Raw genomic sequence first — 19,207 nt, 5'->3', positions numbered from 1 at the left:
TCGACCTGGCCAGGGCCGCGTGCCAGGGTGGCGAGGATGGTGGATGCTCGACGGTTCCGACGAGGCTGGCTGGCCGTGCTCGTCGTCGCGGTGCTGACCGTGGGGGCGGTGTCCGTGGTGGTGTGGACCCGCCCCGACGTGACCGTCACCGGGCTCGCCGAGGACGCGGTCGTCAGCCCGTCGACGCTGCGGACGATGGCCGTCCGCACCGGCGACCCCGGCGCGGCCGAGGTCCTGCTGAACGGGGAGCAGGCACCGGTGATCCGCGACGGCGACCTGCTCCGCCTCGACTCCCCCGAACTCGCCGACGGCGCGCACCGGCTGGAGGTCCGCGTGCCGGGGGCCATGGCCTGGCTCCCCGGCGGCGGCACCAGTATCGAGTTCACCGTGGACGGAACGCCGCCGGAGCTGGCGCTGGAACCCGTTAAGCCGGTGGCCCCCGGCGAGTCCGGCGAACTCCGTGGCCTGGCCAGGGACGCCGAGTCGGTGCGGGTCGGCGGCGAGCCGGTGCCCGTGGCCGGGGACGGCCGGTTCTCCGCGCCGGTCGACTCCCGGGCCGGAACGGTCACCGTCGAGGCCAGGGACGCCGCGGGCAACACGGCCACCGAGCGCGCCACCGTCCCGCTGCGCCATCCCGGCATGCGCGCCGTGCACCTCACCGCCAGCGCCTGGGCGAGCGCGACGCTGCGCGACCCGGTGCTGCGGATGGCGCGGGAGGGCCGCATCGACACCGTGCAGCTCGACATCAAGGACGAGAGCGGCGAGGTCGGGTACGACTCGCAGGTGCCGCTCGCGCGCGAGATCGGCGCCACGCGAGGCCTGTACGACGCCCGGGCGGCACTGGACCGGCTGCACGAGCTGGGCGTGCGCGTGGTGGGCCGGATCGTGGTGTTCCGGGATCCCATCCTCGCGGAGGCGTCGTGGCACGGCGGGCAGCGGGACCGCGTGGTGCAGACCACCGGAGGGCAACCGTGGACGGGCGGCTACGGCGAGTACGCGTTCACCAACCTCGCCCATCCCGACGTGCGCGCGTACAACATCGCCCTCGCCGAGGAAGCGGCCCGGCTCGGCTTCGACGACATCCTCTACGACTACATCCGGCGCCCGGACGGCGACCGGTCGAGCATGCGGTTCCCCGGCCTGGAGGGCTCCGCGGCGGACGCCGTCACCGGCTTCCTCGAGGAGACCCGGACCGCCGTGCGCGAGCACGGCACGCTGCTCGGCGCCTCGGTGTTCGGCATCGCCGCCAGCAGGCCGGAGCAGATCGCCCAGGACATCCCGGCCATGGCCCGGCACGCCGACTACATCGCGCCCATGGTGTACCCCTCGCACTGGGGACCCGGGGAGTACGGCGTCGCGGACCCGGAGAGCCAGCCGTACGACATCACGGCGCGCTCGCTGGCCCACTTCGCGAAGCTGACCGAAGGGCGCGCCGACGTGATCCCGTGGCTGCAGGCGTTCAGCCTCCGCGAGAACTACGGCCCCGAGGAGATCCGCGCGCAGATCAGGGCCGCGGCGGACAACGGCATGGACTCGTTCCTGCTGTGGAACGCGCGGTGCCGCTACGATCCCGCCGCGCTCAGCCCCGGCCGATGAACGGCATCGCGGTGGCGGTCAGCGTGAGGAACTGGACGTTGGCCGACAGCGGCAGGCCGGCCATGGTGAGCACGGTGTCGGCGACGTGCCGCACGTCGAACACCGGCTCCGCCCGGACACTGCCGTCGGCCTGCTTCGCGCCGTCGGCGATGCCCGCCGTCATCTCGGTCGCCGCGTTGCCGATGTCGATCTGCCCGCAGGCGATGCCGAACGGCCTGCCGTCGAGCGAGATCGACTTGGTCAGGCCGGTCACCGCGTGCTTGGTGGCGGTGTAGGCGACGCTGTCCGGCCGCGGGCTGTGCGCCGAGACCGAGCCGTTGTTGATGATCCGGCCGCCCCGCGGGTCCTGCTCCTTCATCAGCCGCACCGCCTCCCGCGCGCACAGGAACATGCCGGTGAGGTTGACGTCGACCGCACGCCGCCAGTCGTCCACCGGCAACGTGTCCACCGCACCAGGAGGGCCGAACACGCCCGCGTTGTTGACCAGCAGGTCGAGCCGGCCCCAGGTGTCGCGCACCGTGCCGAACAGGGACGCCACGGCGGCCTCGTCGGTGACGTCGGTGGGCACGGCGAGCGCGCCGGGGGCGTCACCCGCCGCCTCCCGCAGCGGCCCGGGGCGCCTGCCCGCCAGCGCCACGCGGTAGCCGCCGGCGAGCAGCGCCCGCGCGATCTCCCTGCCGATCCCCGATCCCGCGCCGGTCACCACGGCCACCCGCCCGTTCGCCATGCGCCACGCTACCGCGAGTCCCCCGTCCGGCACCGCGAGTCCCCCGCTCAGGCACGCGAGTGCTGCGTTCCCGCGCACAGGTGCCGGACACGCGGGCGCGGTAACCTCGCGGGTCATGACCGACGTCGTGGTGCTCGACCTGCTGCGTGACCTGCGGCGGCTGCGGTGGGCCGCGGCCGCGGTGCTCGGCGCGGGCGGGGTCGTGGTGACGGCGCTGGCGATCGCCGGCGCGGCGGGCGGCGACCGGGGACGGCTGCAGGGGCTCGTGCTCGGCCTGCCGATGATCGCGTTCGCGGTGCTGCTGGTCGTGGCGATCTCCCGGCAGCGGCTGCTGCTCACCGTCGACGGGGACGGCTTCACGATCGACCAGCGCCCGGTCGGCGGGTTCTCGGTCACCTGGCGCCAGGTCCGGGACCTGCGCGTGGTCCGCGAGCGGCGGCGGGTGGCGCTGGTGTTCAGCCGGTGGGCGTACACGCTGGAGCTCACGCCCGCGGGCAGGCGCTTCGGCGGGCCGCTCGAGGACCTGCGGGACGGCACGGTGTACCGCTACGCCTTCGGCGAGATCGGTGCCCAGGGCCGCCGCGCCGAGGAGGTCCTCACCCGAGCGCGGCACTCGCGCGCCTGAGCGCGGCACCCGCGGTCGGGAACGGGGGGACTCGCGGGTCAGAACCAGTCGTCGGGACGCGGCCAGGTGAACATCTCCCCCGGCTGCTCGTCCTCGGTGACCGTGTAGCGGCCCCGGTAGAACAGCAGGGGCCTGCCGTCGGACACGTCGCCGAGCGCGGTGACCCGCCCGATCACGACATAGTGGTCGCCCGCCTCGTGCACGGCCTCCAGCGCGCAGTCGATCCACGTCAGCGCCCCGGCGAGCACCGGCGAGCCGGACGGCGCGGGCGTCCACTCCACGTGGGCGAACTTGTCCGCGCCGCGCGCGCCGAACGTCGCGCTCACGCCGCGCTGCTCGCCGGAGAGCACGTTCACCGCGAACCGGCCGGTGCGCCGCAGGACCGGCCACGTGCGGGAGCCGACGCCGGGGCAGAACAGCACGAGCGGCGGCTCCAGCGACAGCGCCGCGAACGACTGGCACGCGAACCCCACCGGCTCGGCGCCGTCGTGCCCGGTGACCACCGCGACACCGGTGCAGAAGTGCCCGAGCACCGACCGGAAGCGGGCCGAGTCGAACGGCTCCACCACGGGCGCGGCGGTCACGACGGCCGCGCCCCGACCGAGAAGTCGTGGCCCCACAGGCTCACCGCGGTGCTCTCCCTGGCGATCCACCGCTCGTCGTCGACCTGCCTCCCCTCGCAGCCGAACTCGACGTCGAACCCGCCGGGCGTCTTCATGTAGAACGACAGCATCAGGTCGTTGACGTGCCTGCCCAGCGTCGCCGACATCGGCACCTTCCGCCGCAGCGCCCGGTCCAGGCACAGCCCCACGTCGTCGGTGTTCTCCACCTCGACCATGAGGTGCACGATCCCGCTCGGCGTGGGCATCGGCAGGAACGCGAGGCTGTGGTGGCGCGGGTTGCAGCCGAAGAACCGCAGCCACGCGGGCTCGCCGTCCTCGGGCCTGCCCACCATCTGCGGCGGCAGCCGCATCGAGTCCCGCAGCCGGAACCCGAGCACGTCGCGGTAGAACCGCAGCGCCGCGTCGTCGTCGTGGGTGGACAGCACGACGTGGCCCAGCCCCTGCTCACCGGTCACGAACGTGTGCCCGTACGGGCTCACCACCCGCCGGTGCTGCAACGCGACACCGTGGAACACCTCCAGCGTGTTCCCGGACGGGTCGTCGAAGGTGATCAGCTCGGTGACCCGCCGGTCGGCCAGCTGCTCGGCCGTGCCCTCCTTGAACGGGACACCGTGCTCGGACAGGCGCCGCCGCACCTCGTCGAGCTCACCGGCGTTGGCCGCCTCCCACCCGGCCTGCGCCAGCCGGTCGGCCTCGCCCGGCACGATCACCAGCCGGGCCGGGAAGTCGTCCATCCGCAGGTACAGCGCCTCCGGGTCGGTGCCGGAGCCCTCGACCATGCCGAGGACCTTCAGCCCGTACTCCCGCCAGGCGGCCACGTCGGTCGCCTCGATGCGCAGGTACCCGAGCGAGCGAATGCCCATCGTCACCCATCCTTCAGGAAGTCGATCGCCAGCCGGTTGAACTCGTCGAACCGCTCCAGCTGCGCCCAGTGCCCGCACCGGCCGAACACGTGCAGCTGCGCGCGCGGGATCGTCTTCAGCGCCAGCAGCGCGCCGTCGAGCGGGTTGACCCGGTCCTCACGTCCCCAGACGAGCAGCACGCGCTGGCGCAGCCGGTGCGCCTCGCGCCAGAGCAGGCCCTGCTCGTAGGTGTCGGGCCGGGTGAACGAGGCGCCCATCGCGGCCATCGCCGCCAGCGCCTCCGGGGTGCTGGCCGCGGCGTACCGCTCCTCGATCAGCTCGTCGGTGATCAGCGCCTGGTCGTGCACCATGACCCGGAGGAAGTCCGCGAGCCGCTCCCGGGTGGGTTCCGCGCCGAACCGGGCGAGGTTCTGCACGCCCTCGGTCGGGTCGGGCGCGAACACGTTGACCGACAGCCCGCCCGGGCCCATGAGCACGAGCCTGCCCGCCCTGCCGGGGTGGTCGAGCGCGAGCCGCACCGCCGCTCCCCCGCCGAGCGAGTTGCCGACGAGGTGTGCCTTCTCGATGCCGAGCGCGTCCATCAGGCCGACGACCGCCTCGGCGCTGTGCGTGAAGTACTGCGGGTGGTCGGTCGGCTTGTCGGAGCGGCCGAATCCGGGCTGGTCGACGGCGATCGTGCGGAACGCCTTGCCGAACACGCCGATGTTGCGGGAGAAGTTGCTCCACGCCGACGCGCCGGGACCGCCGCCGTGCAGCAGGATCACGGTCTCGGCGTGCTCGGTGCCCGCCTCGTGGTAGTGCAGCCGCAGCCCCGGCCGCGCCTCGACGTAGCTGCCCTCGGCCATGCTCACACCATCGCGTTCTCGACGGGCAGCCCGAAGGCTCCGGTGCCGAACATGGTGTACGCGCGCTCGGGGTCGTTGGCCGCGTGCACGCGCCCGGCGTGCGCGTCGCGCCAGAACCGCTGGATCGGTGTGCCGACCTGCAGCGCCCGCCCGCCGGAGTTCTCGAAGAGCCGGTCGATCGCGGCGATCGCCCGTTCGGTGCCGCGCACCTGGTCGCGCCGCACCCGCAGCCGGGTGGCGAACGGCAGCTTCTCCCCCGCGCACGCGAGCTGGTACAGCTCGTCGATGTTGTGGGTGAGCTGCAGCCAGGCGGCGTCGATCTCGCTGGCCGCCTCGGCGATGCGGACCTTGGCGAACGGGTCCTCTTTGGACTGCTCACCCATGTACGCTGCGCGGACGCGGCTCTTCTGGTACTCCACGTGCGCGTCGTAGGCGCCCTGGGCCATGCCGATGATCGGGGCCGTGATCGTGCTCGGGTGCACCGAGCCGTACGGCAGCTTGTACAGCGGTCCCGGGTTCACCTCCTGGCCCGGCGTGCGGCACTTCGACGTCGCCTGGAAGCTCAGCGCCCGGTGGGCGGGCACGAACACGTCGTCCACGACGATGTCGTTGCTGCCGGTGCCGCGCAGGCCGACCGTGTCCCACACGTCCTCGATCGTGTAGTCCGCGAGGGGAAGCAGGTAGGTGCAGAAATCGACCGGCTTGCCGTCGGCGTCGAACGCCGGCGCGCCGAGCAGCACCCAGGTGGCATGGTCGCAGCCGGAGGAGAAGCTCCACCGCCCGGACAGCCGGTAGCCGCCGTCGACCACCCGCGCCTTGCCCATCGGGGCGTACGAGGAGGAGATCCGGACGTCGACGTCCTCGCTCCAGACGTCCTCCTGCGCCCGGGCGTCGAACAGCGCGAGGTGCCACGGGTGCACCCCCAGGATGGACGCGACCCACCCGGTGGAGCCGCACGCGCTCGCGACGAGCTTGACGGCGGTGTAGAAGGTCACCGGGTCGGCCTCGTACCCGCCGTACCGCACCGGCTGCAGCAGCTTGAAGAACCCGGTCTCCTGCAGGGACTTGATGGACTCGTCCGGGATCCGGCGCGCGTCCTCGGCTTCCTGCGCGCGTTCCCGCAGGGTGGGCAGCAGCTCACCGATCCCGGCGATCACCGCGTGGGTGCCCTGCTCGCTCATACTCCGCCCCGTTCTCGTTCACGAATCATGCCGTCACCTCGGCTTACCCGGCCAAGACTAGAACACGTTCTCGTTTTTGTCACGTCCCGCCCCGGCCGCGCTGTGCTTTCCCGCGCGGCGGCCGGAAAAGACGCAGTCCGCCAGCGACAGACCGCTGACGTAGGACCTGGAACAGATTCCCACCGCGGTGCGTCCCGCCGCGTAGAGCCCGCTGATCGCCCCGCCCCGCTCGTCCAGAACCCGCCCGGTGTCCTCGTCGACGACCAGCCCGCCGAGCGTGAGCATCGGGCAGGGATAGCCGGGGTTGGGCCGGATCGACACGTCGATCAGCGAGAACGGGGGCGAGGCCAGCGGCCGGACGAACTCCGCGGGCTTGCCCAGCGGATCGGGTCCCGGCCCGCCGTACTCCCGCACCGTGGCCGTCAGCCCGTCCGCGTCCACCCCGGCGCGCCGCGCCACCTCGGCGACCGAACCGGCGCTGACGCGGCCCGCCCGCAGCAGGTACAGGGTCTGCAGCCACTGGAACCACTGGCTCTCCCGCCGCGCCTCCCGGCGGGCCTGCCGCACGATCGCGTCGTCCACGAGCAGCCAGCCCCGCCTGTCGCAGCGCGTGACCATGGCCTCGCCCACGGCGGCGCCGTAGCGGGACTCGTCGATGAACCGGCGCCCGTGCTCGTCGACGAGGACCCCGCCGAGGAACGCGCTCGGCGGGGTGAGGAACCGCCACGCCGACACGCGGTCCAGCTCGGCGGTCGCTCCCCCGGCGGACACGCCGAGCCGGATGCCCGAACCGTCGTCGCCCGCGGTGCCCAGCGCGAGCCCGCCCCGGTAGGCGGGCGCGTGCTCGCGCAGCATCGCGCGGTTGGCGACGAAACCACCGGCCGCCAGCACCACGCCCCGCCGCGCGGTGAGTTCCGCCTCCCGGCCGTGCCGCCGCTCCAGCGCCTCGACGCCGCGCTGCAGGATCTTGCGCAGCGCGGGCACGTACAGCCCCGGTTTCGCCGAGTAGCGGCCCAGCACCGTGTGCGCCGCGCGGGCCCAGGGCGGCGCGTCCCGCAGGGTGGACACGCGCACGCCGGTCACCGTGCCGTCGCCCGCCACGACGAGCGCGCGTGCCGTGGACCGCGGCAGCACACGCACGCCCCGGCCCCGCGCGGCAGCGGCCAGCCGCGTGAACAGCACCTTGCCGGAGGTGCCCTTGCCCCGCACCCGGTGCCCGCGCGCGGCGGGCTTGGCCGTGTCGCGGAACCCGCCCGCCGCCTCGCTACCCGAGTAGTAGAGGTAGTAGTCGTCGTTCGGGTACGAGGTCTTCACCGGGCACAGGCTGCCCTCGAAGGGCACCCCGCGCTCCTCCAGCCACTCGATCATGCCCGCGCTCTCCGCGCAGAACCGCCGCAGCGTCCGCGCCGAGACCACGTCGCCCGCCTCCAGGCGGAGATAGTCGTACATCGCGTCGACCGAGTCGTCCACCCCGGCGGCCCGCTGCGGGCCCGTGCCGCCGCCCGCGTACACCACGCCGCCGCTGACCGCGCTCGCGCCGCCGCCCCCGAACCGGTCGAGCACCAGCACGTCGGCCCCGGCCTCGGCGGCCTCCAGCGCGGCGCACGCGCCAGCCACGCCGAAACCGACGACAATGACATCCGCGACGTCCGCGCCGTCCGCGCCCTCCGCGTCGCTCACCCCGTCCTGCCTCGCCACGTCACCTACCCTAGAACTGAAACACGTTCTCGTCTATCGTGACGCTAACGGCAACGAGCAGCAGGCGAGAAGTCTGTAACGTGTTTCAGGTTTGCGGAGGTGACATGGCTGCGCTGCTTCCGGACGTCGTGGCGGCCGATGTGGTCGTGGTCGGCAGCGGCGCGGCGGGCATGACGGCCGCCCTCGCCGCCGCCCGCCTCGGCCTGGAGGTCGTGGTCATCGAGAAGGCCGCGACGTTCGGCGGCTCCACCGCCCGCTCCGGCGGCGGTGTGTGGATCCCGAACAACGAGGCACTGCGTGCCGCCGGGATCGAGGACAGCCCCGAGGACGCCCGCCGCTACCTGGAGGCGATCGTCGGCGACGTCGTGCCCGCCGAGCGCCGCGACACCTACCTGGCTCACGGCCCGGACGTCGTCGCCTTCGTGCACGAGCACACGCCGCTGCGCCTGCGGTGGGTGCGCGACTACTCCGACTACCACCCCGAGGCTCCCGGCGGCAGGGCCCGCGGCCGCTCGGTGGAACCCCGGCCGCTCGACGGCACGGTGCTGGGCGCCGAGCTGGCGAACCTGGAGCCGCCGTACAGCGCGCCACCGCTCGGCGTGCCGCTCACCCAGGCCGACTTCCGCTGGCTGAGCCTCATCGCGCGGCACCCGCGCGGGATGGCGCGCCTGCTCCGGCTCGGGCTGCGCGGGCTGACCGGCCGGATCCGGGGCCGCCGCCTGCTGTCGATGGGCCAGGCACTGGCCGCCGGGCTGCGTGCCGGGCTGCTCAGGGCGGACGTCCCGGTGTGGCTGTCCACGCCGATGACCGGCCTGTACACCGAGGACGGCGTGGTGACCGGCGTGCTCGCGCGACGGGACGGCGAGGAGGTGCTGCTACGGGCCCGGCACGGCGTCGTGCTCGGTTCCGGCGGCTTCGAGCACAACGAGCAGCTGCGGCAGAAGTACCAGCGCCCGCCGATCGGCACCGAGTGGACCGTGGGGGCGAAGGCCAACACCGGCGACGGCATCACCGCGGGCATGGCGCTGGGCGCCGCCGTCGACCTCATGGACGACGCCTGGTGGGGGCCGACCATCCCGCTCACCGGCGGCCCGTGGTTCGCGCTGGCGGAACGCTCCCGGCCCGGCTGCATCCTCGTCAACGGCCGTGGCGAGCGGTTCGTCAACGAGTCGGCGCCCTACGTCGAGGCGGTGCACGCGATGTACGGCCCCGGCGAGGGACCTGCCGTCAACATGCCCACCTGGCTGGTGTTCGACCAGCGCTACCGCAACCGCTACCTGTTCACCGGGCTCGGGCCGCGCCAGCCGCTGCCGGGCCGCTGGTACCAGGCGGGCATCGCCGTCAAGGCGGGGTCGGTCGAGCGGCTCGCCGAGAAGATCGACGTGCCGCCCGCCACGCTGGCGGCCACGGTCGAGCGGTTCAACGGCTTCGCCAGGACCGGCACCGACGAGGACTTCGGGCGCGGCCAGAGCGCCTACGACCACTACTACGGCGACCCCCGCAACAAGCCCAACCCCAGCCTCGGCCCGCTGGAGCGGGCGCCGTTCTACGCGGTGCGGATCGTGCCCGGCGACCTCGGCACCAAGGGCGGGCTGCGCACCGACGTGCACGCCAGGGTGCTGCGGGAGGACGGCTCGGTGATCGAAGGGCTCTACGCCGCGGGCAACGCCAGCGCCGCGGTGATGGGCCGCACCTACGCGGGGCCCGGGGCGACGATCGGCCCCGCCATGGTCTTCGGCTACCTTGCCGCGCACCACATCGCCGCCAAGAATCGGACCCGGCCCACGGCCCGGAACGCTGGAGGTACCCCATGACGCAGGCCGACGCCGTCCGCACGATCGACGCCGGTGCCCCACCGGCCCGGTTCGCCCGCGGCTGGCACTGCCTCGGGCTGGCGGAGCACTTCCGCGACGGCAAGCCGCACGCGATCAACGCGTTCGGCACCAAGCTCGTCGTGTTCGCCGACTCCACCGGCAGGCTCAACGTGCTCGACGGCTACTGCAGGCACATGGGCGGCGACCTCACGCAGGGCACGGTCAAGGGCGACGAGATCGCCTGCCCGTTCCACGACTGGCGCTGGAACGGCAACGGCAAGTGCGTGTCGATCCCCTACGCCAAGCGGGTGCCGCTGCGGGCGCGCACGCGGTCGTGGCTGACCCTGGAGGAGAACAAGCAGCTGTTCGTCTGGCACGACCCCGAGGGCAACCCGCCGCCGGACGACGTCGTGATCCCCCGCATCGACGGCGCGTTCAGCGGCGAGTGGAGCAACTGGACGTGGGACTCGGTGCTGATCGAGGGCGCCAACTGCCGCGAGATCGTGGACAACGTCGTGGACATGGCCCACTTCTTCTACATCCACTTCGCGTTCCCCACCTACTTCAAGAACGTCTTCGAGGGGCACATCGCGACCCAGTACCTCAACACCAAGGGCAGGCCCGACGTCGGCATGGCGTCGAACTACGGTGGCGAGGAGAACCTGCTGCGCTCCGAGGCGTCCTACTACGGCCCCTCCTACATGATCAACCACCTGCTGAACACGTGGCAGGGCATCGAGGTCGAGAACGTCCTCATCAACTGCCACTACCCGGTCACGCCGGACTCGTTCGTGCTGCAGTGGGGCGTGATCGTGAAGAAGCTGCCCGGCGTGTCCGACGAGCAGGCCGACAAGATCGCGGGCAAGTTCGCCAAGAGCATCGGGGTCGGCTTCATGCAGGACGTGGAGATCTGGCGGAACAAGTCGCGGATCGACAACCCCCTGCTGTGCGAGGAGGACGGGCCGGTCTACCAGCTTCGCCGGTGGTACGAGCAGTTCTATGTGGACGCCGCGGACGTGACCGAGGACATGACGCGGCGGTTCGAGTTCGAGGTGGACACCACGCGGGCCAACGAGGTGTGGGCGAAGGAGGTCGAGGAGAACCTCGCCCGCCAGCAGGCCGAGGTGTGACCGTGCTCGCCGAACGCGACGAGTTCCTCACCGAGGGGCTGCGCCCCCTGGACTGCCGCTCGTGCGGCACCACGGTGCTGGTGAAGAAGAACAGCCCGCAGCACACCAGCATCCAGTGGACCACCGACGCGTCCACCAGCTGCCCGGTCCTCGCCGAGCGGGCCGCGGCGGGCGTGCATCCGGCGCTGCTGGACACGTGCGAACGGCTGAGCGACAGCATCACGGAGGCGGTCCGCGAAGGACGGTTGCCCTGCCATGGTTGAGCTGACCTCCCACGTGCTGCGGGTGGCGGAGGTGGTCGCCGAGACGGCCGACGCCCGTTCGGTGGTGCTCGACGGCGCGTTCGAGTACCGGCCGGGCCAGTTCCTCACCGTGCGCGTGCCCAGCGAGCGCTGCGGCTCGGTGGCGCGCTGCTACTCGCTGTCCAGCTCGCCGTACACCGGCGAGGCACCGCGGTTCACCGTCAAGCGCACCGAGGGCGGCTACGCGTCCAACTGGATCTGCGACCACCTCCGGCCCGGCGACGAGGTGGAGATCCTGCCGCCCAGCGGCGTGTTCACCCCCGCCTCGCTCGACCAGGACCTGCTGCTGTTCGCCGCGGGCAGCGGCATCACGCCGGTGCTGTCGATCGTGCGTTCGGTGCTGGCCGCGGGCAGCGGGCGGCTGACGCTCGTGTACGCCAACCGCGACGAGCGGTCGGTGATCTTCGCGGACCCCCTCCGGGAACTGGCCGCCGCGCATCCGGGACGGCTGTCCGTCGTGCACTGGCTGGAGTCGGTGCAGGGGCTGCCGGACACCGCGCGGCTGCGGGCGCTCGCGGAGCCGTTCGCGGAGCGCGAGGCGTTCGTCTGCGGGCCCCGGCCGTTCATGAAAGCGGCCACCACCGCGCTCAGGGAGCTGGGCCTGCCGCGCGCGCGGATCCACATCGAGAAGTTCGTCTCGCTCGGCGGCAACCCGTTCGAGCAGGCGAAGCCCGCCGGAAGCACCGCCGGACCCGGGGGCTCGGGGGACTCGGGGGACTCGGGGGACGAGGCGGACGCCGCCCCGGCGACGCTGACCGTCGCCCTCGACGGCGCCGAGCACACGCTGCGCTGGCCCCGCCGGCGGAAACTCCTGGACCTCCTGCTCGCCGAGGGCCTGGACGCGCCGTTCTCCTGCCGGGAGGGCCAGTGCAGCGCGTGCGCCTGCCGCATCGTCTCGGGCGAGGTGAAGATGCTCGACAACGACGTACTGGACTCCGAGGACATCGCCGAGGGGATCGTGCTGGCGTGCCAGTCGCTGCCGATCACCGACGAGGTCTCGGTCACCTACGAGTAGCCAGGGAGCCCGCATGCCCATCGATCCGGACGTCGCGATCGGCGCCGACCTCGGCGAGACCACGTTCTCCTGGACGGCAGGCGACGTGCTGCTCTACCACCTCGCGCTGGGCGCCGGGGCCGACCCGCTCGACCCGCGGGAGCTGCGCTACGCCTACGAGCGGGACCTGCGGGTGCTGCCGACGTTCGCGACCGTCGCGCCCCACCTGCGCGTGTTCGAGCCGCCCGCCGTGTCGTTCCCCGGTGTCGAGGTCGACCTGGCCAAGGTGGTGCACGGCAGCCAGACGGTCACCGTGCACCGGCCCCTCCCCGTGGAGGGCAAGGCGGTGGCCCGCTCGCGCATCGCCGACGTGCTCGACAAGGGCAAGGCCGCGGTGGTGATCCAGGAGAGCGAGGTCACCGAACCGGACGGCAGCCCGCTGTGGACGACGCGGTCCAGCATTTTCGCGCGCGGCGAGGGCGGCTTCGGTGGCCGGCGTGGTTCGTCGGACCGGGTCGCGCCGCCGGACCGGGCGCCGGACGTCGTGGTGGACACGCCGACGCTGCCGCAGCAGGCGCTGCTGTACCGGCTCTGCGGCGACCGCAACCCGCTGCACGCCGACCCGGAGTTCGCGCGGGCCGCCGGGTTCGACGTGCCGATCCTGCACGGACTGTGCACGTACGGGATCGTGGCGAAGGCCGTGACCGACGCCGTGCTGGACGCCGACGTCACCCGCGTCCGGTCGTGGTCGGCGAAGTTCGCCGGGATCGTCCTGCCCGGCGAGACGCTGCGCACCCGGGTCTGGCGGGACGGCGGGCGGCTGCTCGTCACCGCGTCCGTCGTCGAGCGTGGCGAGGCCCCGGCCCTGTCCGACGCGGTGCTGGACGTGTCCTGAGTGGCTCACAGCCCGGTGAGGAACATGTAGCCCATGCCGAGGCCCATCGCGGCCCGGCACAGCGCGCGGGAGCCGGAGCCGCGCGGCGGACCCTCCCCGTGCCCCGCCGCGCGCAGACCGGACAGCGCCGCGCGGCCGCCGTCGACGGCGAAGTACGCCGCCGCCACCACCGCGACGGCGGGCCAGCCGAACGTGGCCGGGTCCCCCGCCGCGGACATCGGGACGAACAGGTCGTGCGCGGACTCGTCGTGCGGCATGGCCACGAGCATGTAGAGCATCCCGGCCGAGGCGACGGCGTGGTGCGCGCCGCCGTCGCCGGCACCGGTGGTGACGCGGCGGAACGCCCGCACCGCGAACCACCCCGCGCACAGCACGAACAGCGCCTGCCAGCCCGCGACCGGGATCGGTCCGCCGACCGGCGAGACCATGGCCACCATCGCCAGCATCATCAGCAGCCACGCGAGGTCGGACTGCCGGGCGCCGCCGCCGAGCCTGCCGTAGTCGAGCCGCACGAGCCGGCCCACGCACGGCACGGTGAGCGCGAGGAAGGCAGCGGTGAGCGGCCACGCCACCACTGACGGAATGTTCACGACGACCTCACTGCGCGTCACGGGTACCGCCGATCACCGTGGCAGAGCCGCGCCACCGCACACCAGCCGTCAAGCAGGTGATCCCACCCGGTTCTGGCCGTCGTGGTGACGTCTCAGGCGGCGGCGAGGATCAGACCGCTGGTCGGCACGCCGGTGCCCGCCGTGACGAGGACGTGCCGGGCGCCGGGGACCTGGTTGGCCGCCGTGCCGCGCACCTGCCGCACCGCCTCGGCGATGCCGTTCATGCCGTGGATGTAGGCCTCGCCGAGCTGCCCGCCGTGCGGGTTGAGCGGCAGGCTCCCGTCGAGCTCCAGCGTGCCGTCGCGGATGAAGTCCTTCGCCTCGCCCCGCCCGCAGAATCCCAGCTCCTCCAGCTGGATCAGCACGTACGGCGTGAAGTGGTCGTAGAGCACGGCCACGTCGACGTCGTCCCGCGTGATCCCGGACTGCCGCCACAGCTGGCCGCCCACGACGCCCATCTCCGGCAGCGCGGCGAGGTCGTCGCGGTAGTAGCTGGTCATCACGTACTGGCCGGGCCCGCTGCCCTGGGCCGCCGCCGCGATCAGCGCCGGTGGCCGCCGCAGGTCCCTGGCCCGCTCGGCGGCGGTGACCACCAGCGCGACGCCCCCGTCGCTCTCCTGGCAGCAGTCCAGCAGGCGCAGCGGTTCGGCGACCCAGCGGGAGGCCTGGTGGTCGGCGAGCGTGATCGGCTTGCCGTGGAACCACGCGTTCGGGTTGGTCGCGGCGTGTTTGCGGTCCACGACGGCGACGCGGCCGAAGTCCTCGCTCGTCGCGCCGTAGTCGTGCAGGTAGCGCCGGGCGACCATGGCGACCGTCGCGGCCGGGGTGGCCAGCCCCATCGGATAGTGGAAGCCGTTGTCCACGCCCGAGGTGTTGACCTGCCCGGCCGCGGCGCTGGAGACCTGCCCGAACCGGTGCCCGGACCGCTCGTTGAACGCGCGGTAGGCCACCACGACGTCGGCCACGCCGGTCGCGACGGCCATCGCCGCCTGCTGCACGGTGGCCGCGGCCGCTCCCCCGCCGTAGTGGATCCGGCTGAAGAACGACAGCTCCGGGATGCCGAGCTCCCTGGCGACGGCGATCTCCGCGTTGCCGTCCATCGTGAACGTCACCAGCCCGTCCACATCGGAGGGCCGGAGGCCCGCGTCCGCGAGCGCGGCGCTGACGGCCTCCACGGCGAGGCGCAGCTCGCTGCGGCCGGAGTCCTTGGAGAACTCGGTGGCGCCGATCCCCGCGATCGCCGCCCGGTTGGCGAGTGTCATCGCATCCTCCGGCTTGCGATCGCACGCACCCCATGCGGCATCGGGTGCGCTCGACGCACCCAATGCGGCATTCGGTGCGCTCGACGCACCCAATGCGGCATTCGGTGCGCTCGACGCACCCAATGCGGCATTCGGTGCGCTCGACGCACCCAATGCGGCATTCGGTGCATGGAGTGCCCACCGCAGCGCGTGGCGCCTCCGTCGGGGCGGTGCCGCGAGACGGCTGGACACACCCCATGTGGCATTCGGTGCGCTCGACGTTCCCAATGCGGCATCGGTTGCGCTCGACGTTCCCAATGCGGCATTCGGTGCATGGAGTGCCCACCGCAGCGCGTGGCGCCTCCGTCGGGGCGGTGCCGCGAGACGGCTGGACACACCCCATGTGGCATTCGGTGCGTCCAACGCAACCGGTGCCACATCGGGGAGCTCTCCGCGGCCGGGATGGTGGCGTTCATCGTGTCTCCCCGGGCAGCACGAGGCGCACCGTGCCGCGCACGTGCTCGCCGAGCGCACCGGTGGCGGTCACCGCCACCTCGGCCTCGTCGCCGTCCCTGGCGACCACCCGGCCGGTGAAGGTCAGCGTGTCGTAGGCGTAGCACGGCACGCCGAGCCGGATCTTGATCGACTTCACGAGCGCCTCCGGGCCCGCCCAGTCGGTGACGAACCGCTGGACGAGGCCGGTGTCGGTGAGGATGTTGAGGAAGATGTCCTTCGACCCGCGGCGCACCGCCGCGTCCCGGTCGTGGTGCACGTCCTGGAAGTCCCGGGTGGCCAGCGCCGTGCTGATCACGAACGTGGGGGTGACCTCGACGGTCAGCGGCGGCAGCTCGGTGCCGGGCTCGGCGGTCATGCGCGCACCTTCCAGGCGGGGAGGGTCAGCTCGTCGTCGACGCGCACGAACGTCACCTCGACGGGCAGCCCGATCCGGACGTCCCCCGGACGGACGTCGAGCAGCTCGCCGAGCACGCGGACGCCCTCGGTGAGCTCGACGAGCGCGACGACGAACGGTGCCGTCCTGCCGGGCACCTTCGGGTGGTGGTGCACGACGTAGCTGTACACCGTGCCGGTGCCCTCGGCCACGACCCAGTCCGGCTTCGCGGCGAGGTCCCCGTCCGGCGGCAGGGGACCCGGCGGGTGCCGCAGCGTGCCGCCCCACCGCTGGATCCGCAGCTCGCCGGCGCGCGTGCCGGCCCAGAAGAACTCGGTGTCCCTGCTGATCACCGGCCGCAGCACCGCACTGGTGTCCGGAGTGGACGGTTTCTGGCCGCCGGGAGCGAACTTGAGCACCCGGAACACCATGTCGGCCACGGCCTCGCCGCCGACCCACCAGGTGGTGCGGGTGGTGACGAACCAGCCCTCACCCAGCGCCGTCCGCTTCGGCCCCACGACGCTCTCCAGGCGGGTGGACGCCGCCACGTGCTCACCGGGCCGCAGGTAGCGGTGGTAGGTCTGCTCGGAGTCGGTCGCGACGACCGAGGTGTAGCCCGCCTCGTCCAGCACGGCCATCATCGCGCCGAGTGGGTCGTCGTCGGCCCGGGTGCCGTGCAGCCCGGCCATGGTCCACACCTGCGCCATGGCGGGCGGGGCGACCAGTCCACCGTGGATGGAACGGCGAGCGTATTCCTCGTCGGTGTAGACGGGGTTCGCGTCGCCGATGGCCTCCACCCAGTTGTTGACCATGGCCTGGTTCACCGGGTCGCGGGCGGGGCGGGGCGCCGACTCGCCGCGCGCGGCGATGTCGCGGGCGGCGGCCTCGATTCCGGCGGCGCTCACCGCGGCACCCTCGGCAGGCCCAGTCCGAACATGGCGATCAGCTCCCGTTGGATCTCGTTGACACCGCCGCCGAAGGTCAGCACGAGGTTGCGCTTGGCCAGCACGTCGAGCCACTCGGCGAGCAGCGCGGTGTCCTCGTCGGCCGGGTCCCCGTGCCTGCCGACGATCTCCTCCAGCAGGCGGGCGGCGCGCTGGATGCGTTCCGAGCCGAACACCTTGGTCGCGGACGCGTCGGCGACCGCGCCCGGTTCGCTCGCGGCGACCTGCCAGTTGAGCAGTTCGTTGACCCGTACCACGGCGAGTGTCTCGCCCAGCGCGCGGCGCACGTCCGGCAGGTCGAGCAGCGGCGTCCCGGCAGGGGTCTTGCGGGCGGCGGCCCACTCGCGCACCCGGTCGTAGAGGCCGCCGATGCGCCCGGCGGGGCCGAGCATGACGCGTTCGTGGTTGAGCTGGGTGGTGATGAGCTGCCAGCCCCGGTTCTCCTCGCCGACGAGCATGCCCGCGGGCACGCGGACGTCGGAGTAGTAGGTCGCGTTGACGTGGTGCGCGCCGTCACAGGTGATGATCGGTGTCCACGAGTAGCCGGGGTCGGACGTGTCGACGATGAGGATCGAGATGCCCCGGTGCTTCGGCGCGTCCGGATCGGTGCGCACCGCGAGCCAGACGAAGTCCGCGTCGTGCCCACCGGTGGTGAAGATCTTCTGCCCGTTGACGACGTAGTGGTCGCCGTCGCGGACCGCGGTGGTGCGCAGCGCGGCCAGGTCGGTGCCCGCCTCGGGCTCGCTGTAGCCGATGGCGAAGTGCACCTCGCCGGCGAGGATCGCGGGCAGGAAGCGGGCCTTCTGCTCGGGTGTGCCGAACCGCTGCAGCGTGGGCCCCACCGTCTGCAGCGTCACGGCGGGCAGCTGCACGTCGGCTCTGGCCGCCTCGTCGGCGAACAGGTGCTGCTCCACGGGGCCGAACCCGCGGCCGCCGTACTCCTCGGGCCAGCCGACGCCGAGCCAGCCGTCGCGGCCCATGCGCCGCACCACCTCGCGGTACAGCGGGCCGTGCCGCTCCCGCAGCAGTGCCCTGCGCTCGGCCGGAGTGACCAGGCCGGCGAAGTAACGGCGCAGCTTGCCGCGCAGTTCCCGCTGCGCGGCCGTGAGCTCGGGATACATCAGGCACCTCCCGCGACGAGGTCGCCGAGCCGGTCCAGCCGGGTGGCCGCACCGCCCGCGGCGCGGGCGAGGTCCTTGACCAGCGCGGAGTAGCGGTGCAGCGGGTAGTCGGCGTCGACGCCGATGCCGCCGTGCAGGTGGTGGCACGCGGCGAGCGCGCGCGGCGCCTCCTCGGTGAGCCAGTACGCGGCGACGTCGAGGTCGGCGTCCGGGTCCAGCCCGGAGGCGAGGCGCCAGGCCGCCGTCAGCGCGGCGAGGTGCACGGTGCGGGAGGCGATGTAGACGTCCGCGACCTGCTGGGCCACCGCCTGGAACGTGGCGAGCGGGCGGCCGAACTGCTCCCGGCTGCCCAGATGGCTCGTGGTGAGCGCGAGTGCCCCGGCGAGGGCGCCGTCGCCCAGTGCGGCGACACCGGCGAGCGCGTAGCGATGCAGCACGGCCAGCGCCTGCCCCGGCTCCCTGCTGTCGAGCAGGTCCGTCTCGGTGACGGGAGCGCCGTCGAGCCGCAGGGTGTACTCGGGGTTGCCGGTGGAGGTCCAGGTGGCGGTCGGCGTCACGCCCTCGCCCGCCGGGTCGACGAGGAAGACACCCGTGCCGCCGGGCATGGTGGCCGGGACGAGCACGCGGCGGGCCTCGGCGGCGTACGGCACCGCGGTCTTGACCCCGGTCAGCCGCCAGATCCCCGCCTCGGCGGTGGCGGTCGTGGCGGGCCGGGTGGTGAACGGGCCGGACGGTTCGTGCAGGGCGGCGGTGAGCAGCGCGCCGCCCGCGGCGACGTCCGGCAGCAGCGCCGCCCGCTGGTCGGGCCCGCCGAGGTGCTCGACGGGGAGCACGCCGAGAGCGAGCACCGGCAGGGCGGGCAGCGCGGCGGCGGCACGGCCCACCTCGGTGAGCAGGACGGCGACCTCCAGCACGCCGAGCCCGTCGCCGCCGAGCTCCGGCGGCAGCGCGAGGGCGAGCAGGCCGGTGTCCGCCAGCGCCCGCCACGCCGCGTCCGGCTCACTCTCCCGCCGCAGCACGTCCGCCGCGAGCCCGGCGATCTCGCGCTGGTGCTCGTCGAGGTCGAAGTCCACGCCGCTCCTCACCCTCGCCAATACTGAAACCTGTT

The 19,207-nt window shown here is 73.2% G+C and carries 19 protein-coding genes; 7 read left to right on the top strand and 12 right to left on the bottom strand.

Translation table 11 applies throughout. From position 1 onward, the window contains the following. Positions 1–36: 36 nt before the first annotated feature. Entirely contained in the window at positions 37–1,596 is a 1,560-nt protein-coding gene (locus B0I33_RS01805; RefSeq protein WP_106176708.1) for a putative glycoside hydrolase, read from the top strand. Here the strand turns inward: B0I33_RS01805 and B0I33_RS01800 are convergent. Beyond that, positions 1,580–2,323, bottom strand: a complete 744-nt coding sequence (locus tag B0I33_RS01800) for an SDR family oxidoreductase (RefSeq protein WP_106176707.1) — start codon at positions 2,321–2,323, stop codon at positions 1,580–1,582. The two genes, B0I33_RS01805 and B0I33_RS01800, sit on opposite strands and share 17 nt — an antisense overlap. Before the next feature lie 115 nt (positions 2,324–2,438). Here B0I33_RS01800 and B0I33_RS01795 point away from each other — a divergent pair, with 115 nt between their 5' ends. Further along, positions 2,439–2,948, top strand: coding sequence for a hypothetical protein (locus tag B0I33_RS01795; protein WP_106176706.1), 510 nt, complete (start codon positions 2,439–2,441; stop codon positions 2,946–2,948). 38 nt (positions 2,949–2,986) lie between these two features. Here the strand turns inward: B0I33_RS01795 and hsaB are convergent, their stop codons facing one another. Genes hsaB through B0I33_RS01770 form a run of 5 tightly spaced genes read right to left on the bottom strand, consistent with a single transcriptional unit; the run spans position 2,987 to position 8,158 of the window. Then, positions 2,987–3,532, bottom strand: coding sequence for a 3-hydroxy-9,10-secoandrosta-1,3,5(10)-triene-9,17-dione monooxygenase reductase subunit (gene hsaB / locus B0I33_RS01790; protein WP_181193142.1), 546 nt, complete (start codon positions 3,530–3,532; stop codon positions 2,987–2,989). Further along, complete coding sequence (hsaC, locus tag B0I33_RS01785; RefSeq protein WP_106176705.1) at positions 3,529–4,434, bottom strand: iron-dependent extradiol dioxygenase HsaC; 906 nt, start codon at positions 4,432–4,434, stop codon at positions 3,529–3,531. Before hsaC ends, hsaB begins: the two co-directional genes overlap by 4 nt. Before the next feature lie 2 nt (positions 4,435–4,436). Further along, positions 4,437–5,279, bottom strand: coding sequence for a 4,5:9,10-diseco-3-hydroxy-5,9,17-trioxoandrosta-1(10),2-diene-4-oate hydrolase (gene hsaD / locus B0I33_RS01780; RefSeq protein WP_181193141.1), 843 nt, complete (start codon positions 5,277–5,279; stop codon positions 4,437–4,439). Between the two features lie 2 nt (positions 5,280–5,281). Beyond that, positions 5,282–6,460: a 3-hydroxy-9,10-secoandrosta-1,3,5(10)-triene-9,17-dione monooxygenase oxygenase subunit gene (hsaA, locus tag B0I33_RS01775; protein WP_106176703.1), complete on the bottom strand. Its 1,179-nt coding sequence runs from the start codon at positions 6,458–6,460 to the stop codon at positions 5,282–5,284. A gap of 57 nt (positions 6,461–6,517) precedes the next feature. Continuing rightward, positions 6,518–8,158: an FAD-binding protein gene (locus B0I33_RS01770; protein WP_245900385.1), complete on the bottom strand. Its 1,641-nt coding sequence runs from the start codon at positions 8,156–8,158 to the stop codon at positions 6,518–6,520. A 104-nt stretch (positions 8,159–8,262) separates the two neighbouring features. On the opposite strand from B0I33_RS01770, the gene kstD reads away from it, so the two are divergent. Genes kstD through B0I33_RS01745 form a run of 5 tightly spaced genes read left to right on the top strand, consistent with a single transcriptional unit; the run spans position 8,263 to position 13,293 of the window. Further along, positions 8,263–9,972 (top strand): 3-oxosteroid 1-dehydrogenase, encoded by a 1,710-nt coding sequence (gene kstD, locus B0I33_RS01765; protein ID WP_106176702.1) that lies wholly within the window; start codon positions 8,263–8,265, stop codon positions 9,970–9,972. Further along, on the top strand, positions 9,969–11,102 hold the full coding sequence (locus B0I33_RS01760; RefSeq protein ID WP_106176701.1) for a 3-ketosteroid-9-alpha-monooxygenase, oxygenase component: 1,134 nt from the start codon (positions 9,969–9,971) through the stop codon (positions 11,100–11,102). The genes kstD and B0I33_RS01760 overlap by 4 nt, the downstream gene beginning before the upstream one ends. A 2-nt stretch (positions 11,103–11,104) precedes the next feature. Beyond that, a complete protein-coding gene (locus tag B0I33_RS01755; protein WP_106177000.1) occupies positions 11,105–11,365 on the top strand; it encodes a hypothetical protein in 261 nt (86 codons plus the stop codon). Continuing rightward, entirely contained in the window at positions 11,358–12,419 is a 1,062-nt protein-coding gene (locus B0I33_RS01750; RefSeq protein ID WP_106176700.1) for a ferredoxin--NADP reductase, read from the top strand. The genes B0I33_RS01755 and B0I33_RS01750 overlap by 8 nt, the downstream gene beginning before the upstream one ends. Positions 12,420–12,432: 13 nt before the next feature. After that, a complete protein-coding gene (locus tag B0I33_RS01745) occupies positions 12,433–13,293 on the top strand; it encodes a MaoC/PaaZ C-terminal domain-containing protein (RefSeq protein WP_106176699.1) in 861 nt (286 codons plus the stop codon). Between the two features lie 5 nt (positions 13,294–13,298). On the opposite strand, the gene B0I33_RS01740 is transcribed toward B0I33_RS01745, so the two are convergent. From B0I33_RS01740 to B0I33_RS01715, 6 genes are all read right to left on the bottom strand, one after another. Then, complete coding sequence (locus B0I33_RS01740; protein WP_106176999.1) at positions 13,299–13,883, bottom strand: DUF5134 domain-containing protein; 585 nt, start codon at positions 13,881–13,883, stop codon at positions 13,299–13,301. 113 nt (positions 13,884–13,996) lie between these two features. Continuing rightward, a complete protein-coding gene (locus tag B0I33_RS01735) occupies positions 13,997–15,166 on the bottom strand; it encodes a lipid-transfer protein (RefSeq protein WP_106176698.1) in 1,170 nt (389 codons plus the stop codon). A gap of 451 nt (positions 15,167–15,617) precedes the next feature. After that, positions 15,618–16,016, bottom strand: a complete 399-nt coding sequence (locus B0I33_RS01730) for a MaoC family dehydratase (protein ID WP_106176697.1) — start codon at positions 16,014–16,016, stop codon at positions 15,618–15,620. Then, positions 16,013–16,939 (bottom strand): bifunctional MaoC family dehydratase N-terminal/OB-fold nucleic acid binding domain-containing protein, encoded by a 927-nt coding sequence (locus B0I33_RS01725; RefSeq protein ID WP_281259334.1) that lies wholly within the window; start codon positions 16,937–16,939, stop codon positions 16,013–16,015. The genes B0I33_RS01730 and B0I33_RS01725 overlap by 4 nt, the downstream gene beginning before the upstream one ends. Beyond that, the gene (locus B0I33_RS01720) at positions 16,936–18,099 is read right to left on the bottom strand and encodes an acyl-CoA dehydrogenase family protein (RefSeq protein ID WP_106176696.1); all 1,164 of its coding nucleotides are present in this window, start codon (positions 18,097–18,099) and stop codon (positions 16,936–16,938) included. The genes B0I33_RS01725 and B0I33_RS01720 overlap by 4 nt, the downstream gene beginning before the upstream one ends. After that, positions 18,099–19,172, bottom strand: a complete 1,074-nt coding sequence (locus B0I33_RS01715; RefSeq protein ID WP_106176695.1) for an acyl-CoA dehydrogenase family protein — start codon at positions 19,170–19,172, stop codon at positions 18,099–18,101. The genes B0I33_RS01720 and B0I33_RS01715 overlap by 1 nt, the downstream gene beginning before the upstream one ends. Positions 19,173–19,207 lie beyond the last annotated feature (35 nt).

It is taken from the genome of Prauserella shujinwangii (genome assembly GCF_003001955.1).
Lineage (GTDB): Bacteria > Actinomycetota > Actinomycetes > Mycobacteriales > Pseudonocardiaceae > Qaidamihabitans > Qaidamihabitans shujinwangii.
This window is presented reverse-complemented; position numbering and strand designations above follow the sequence as displayed.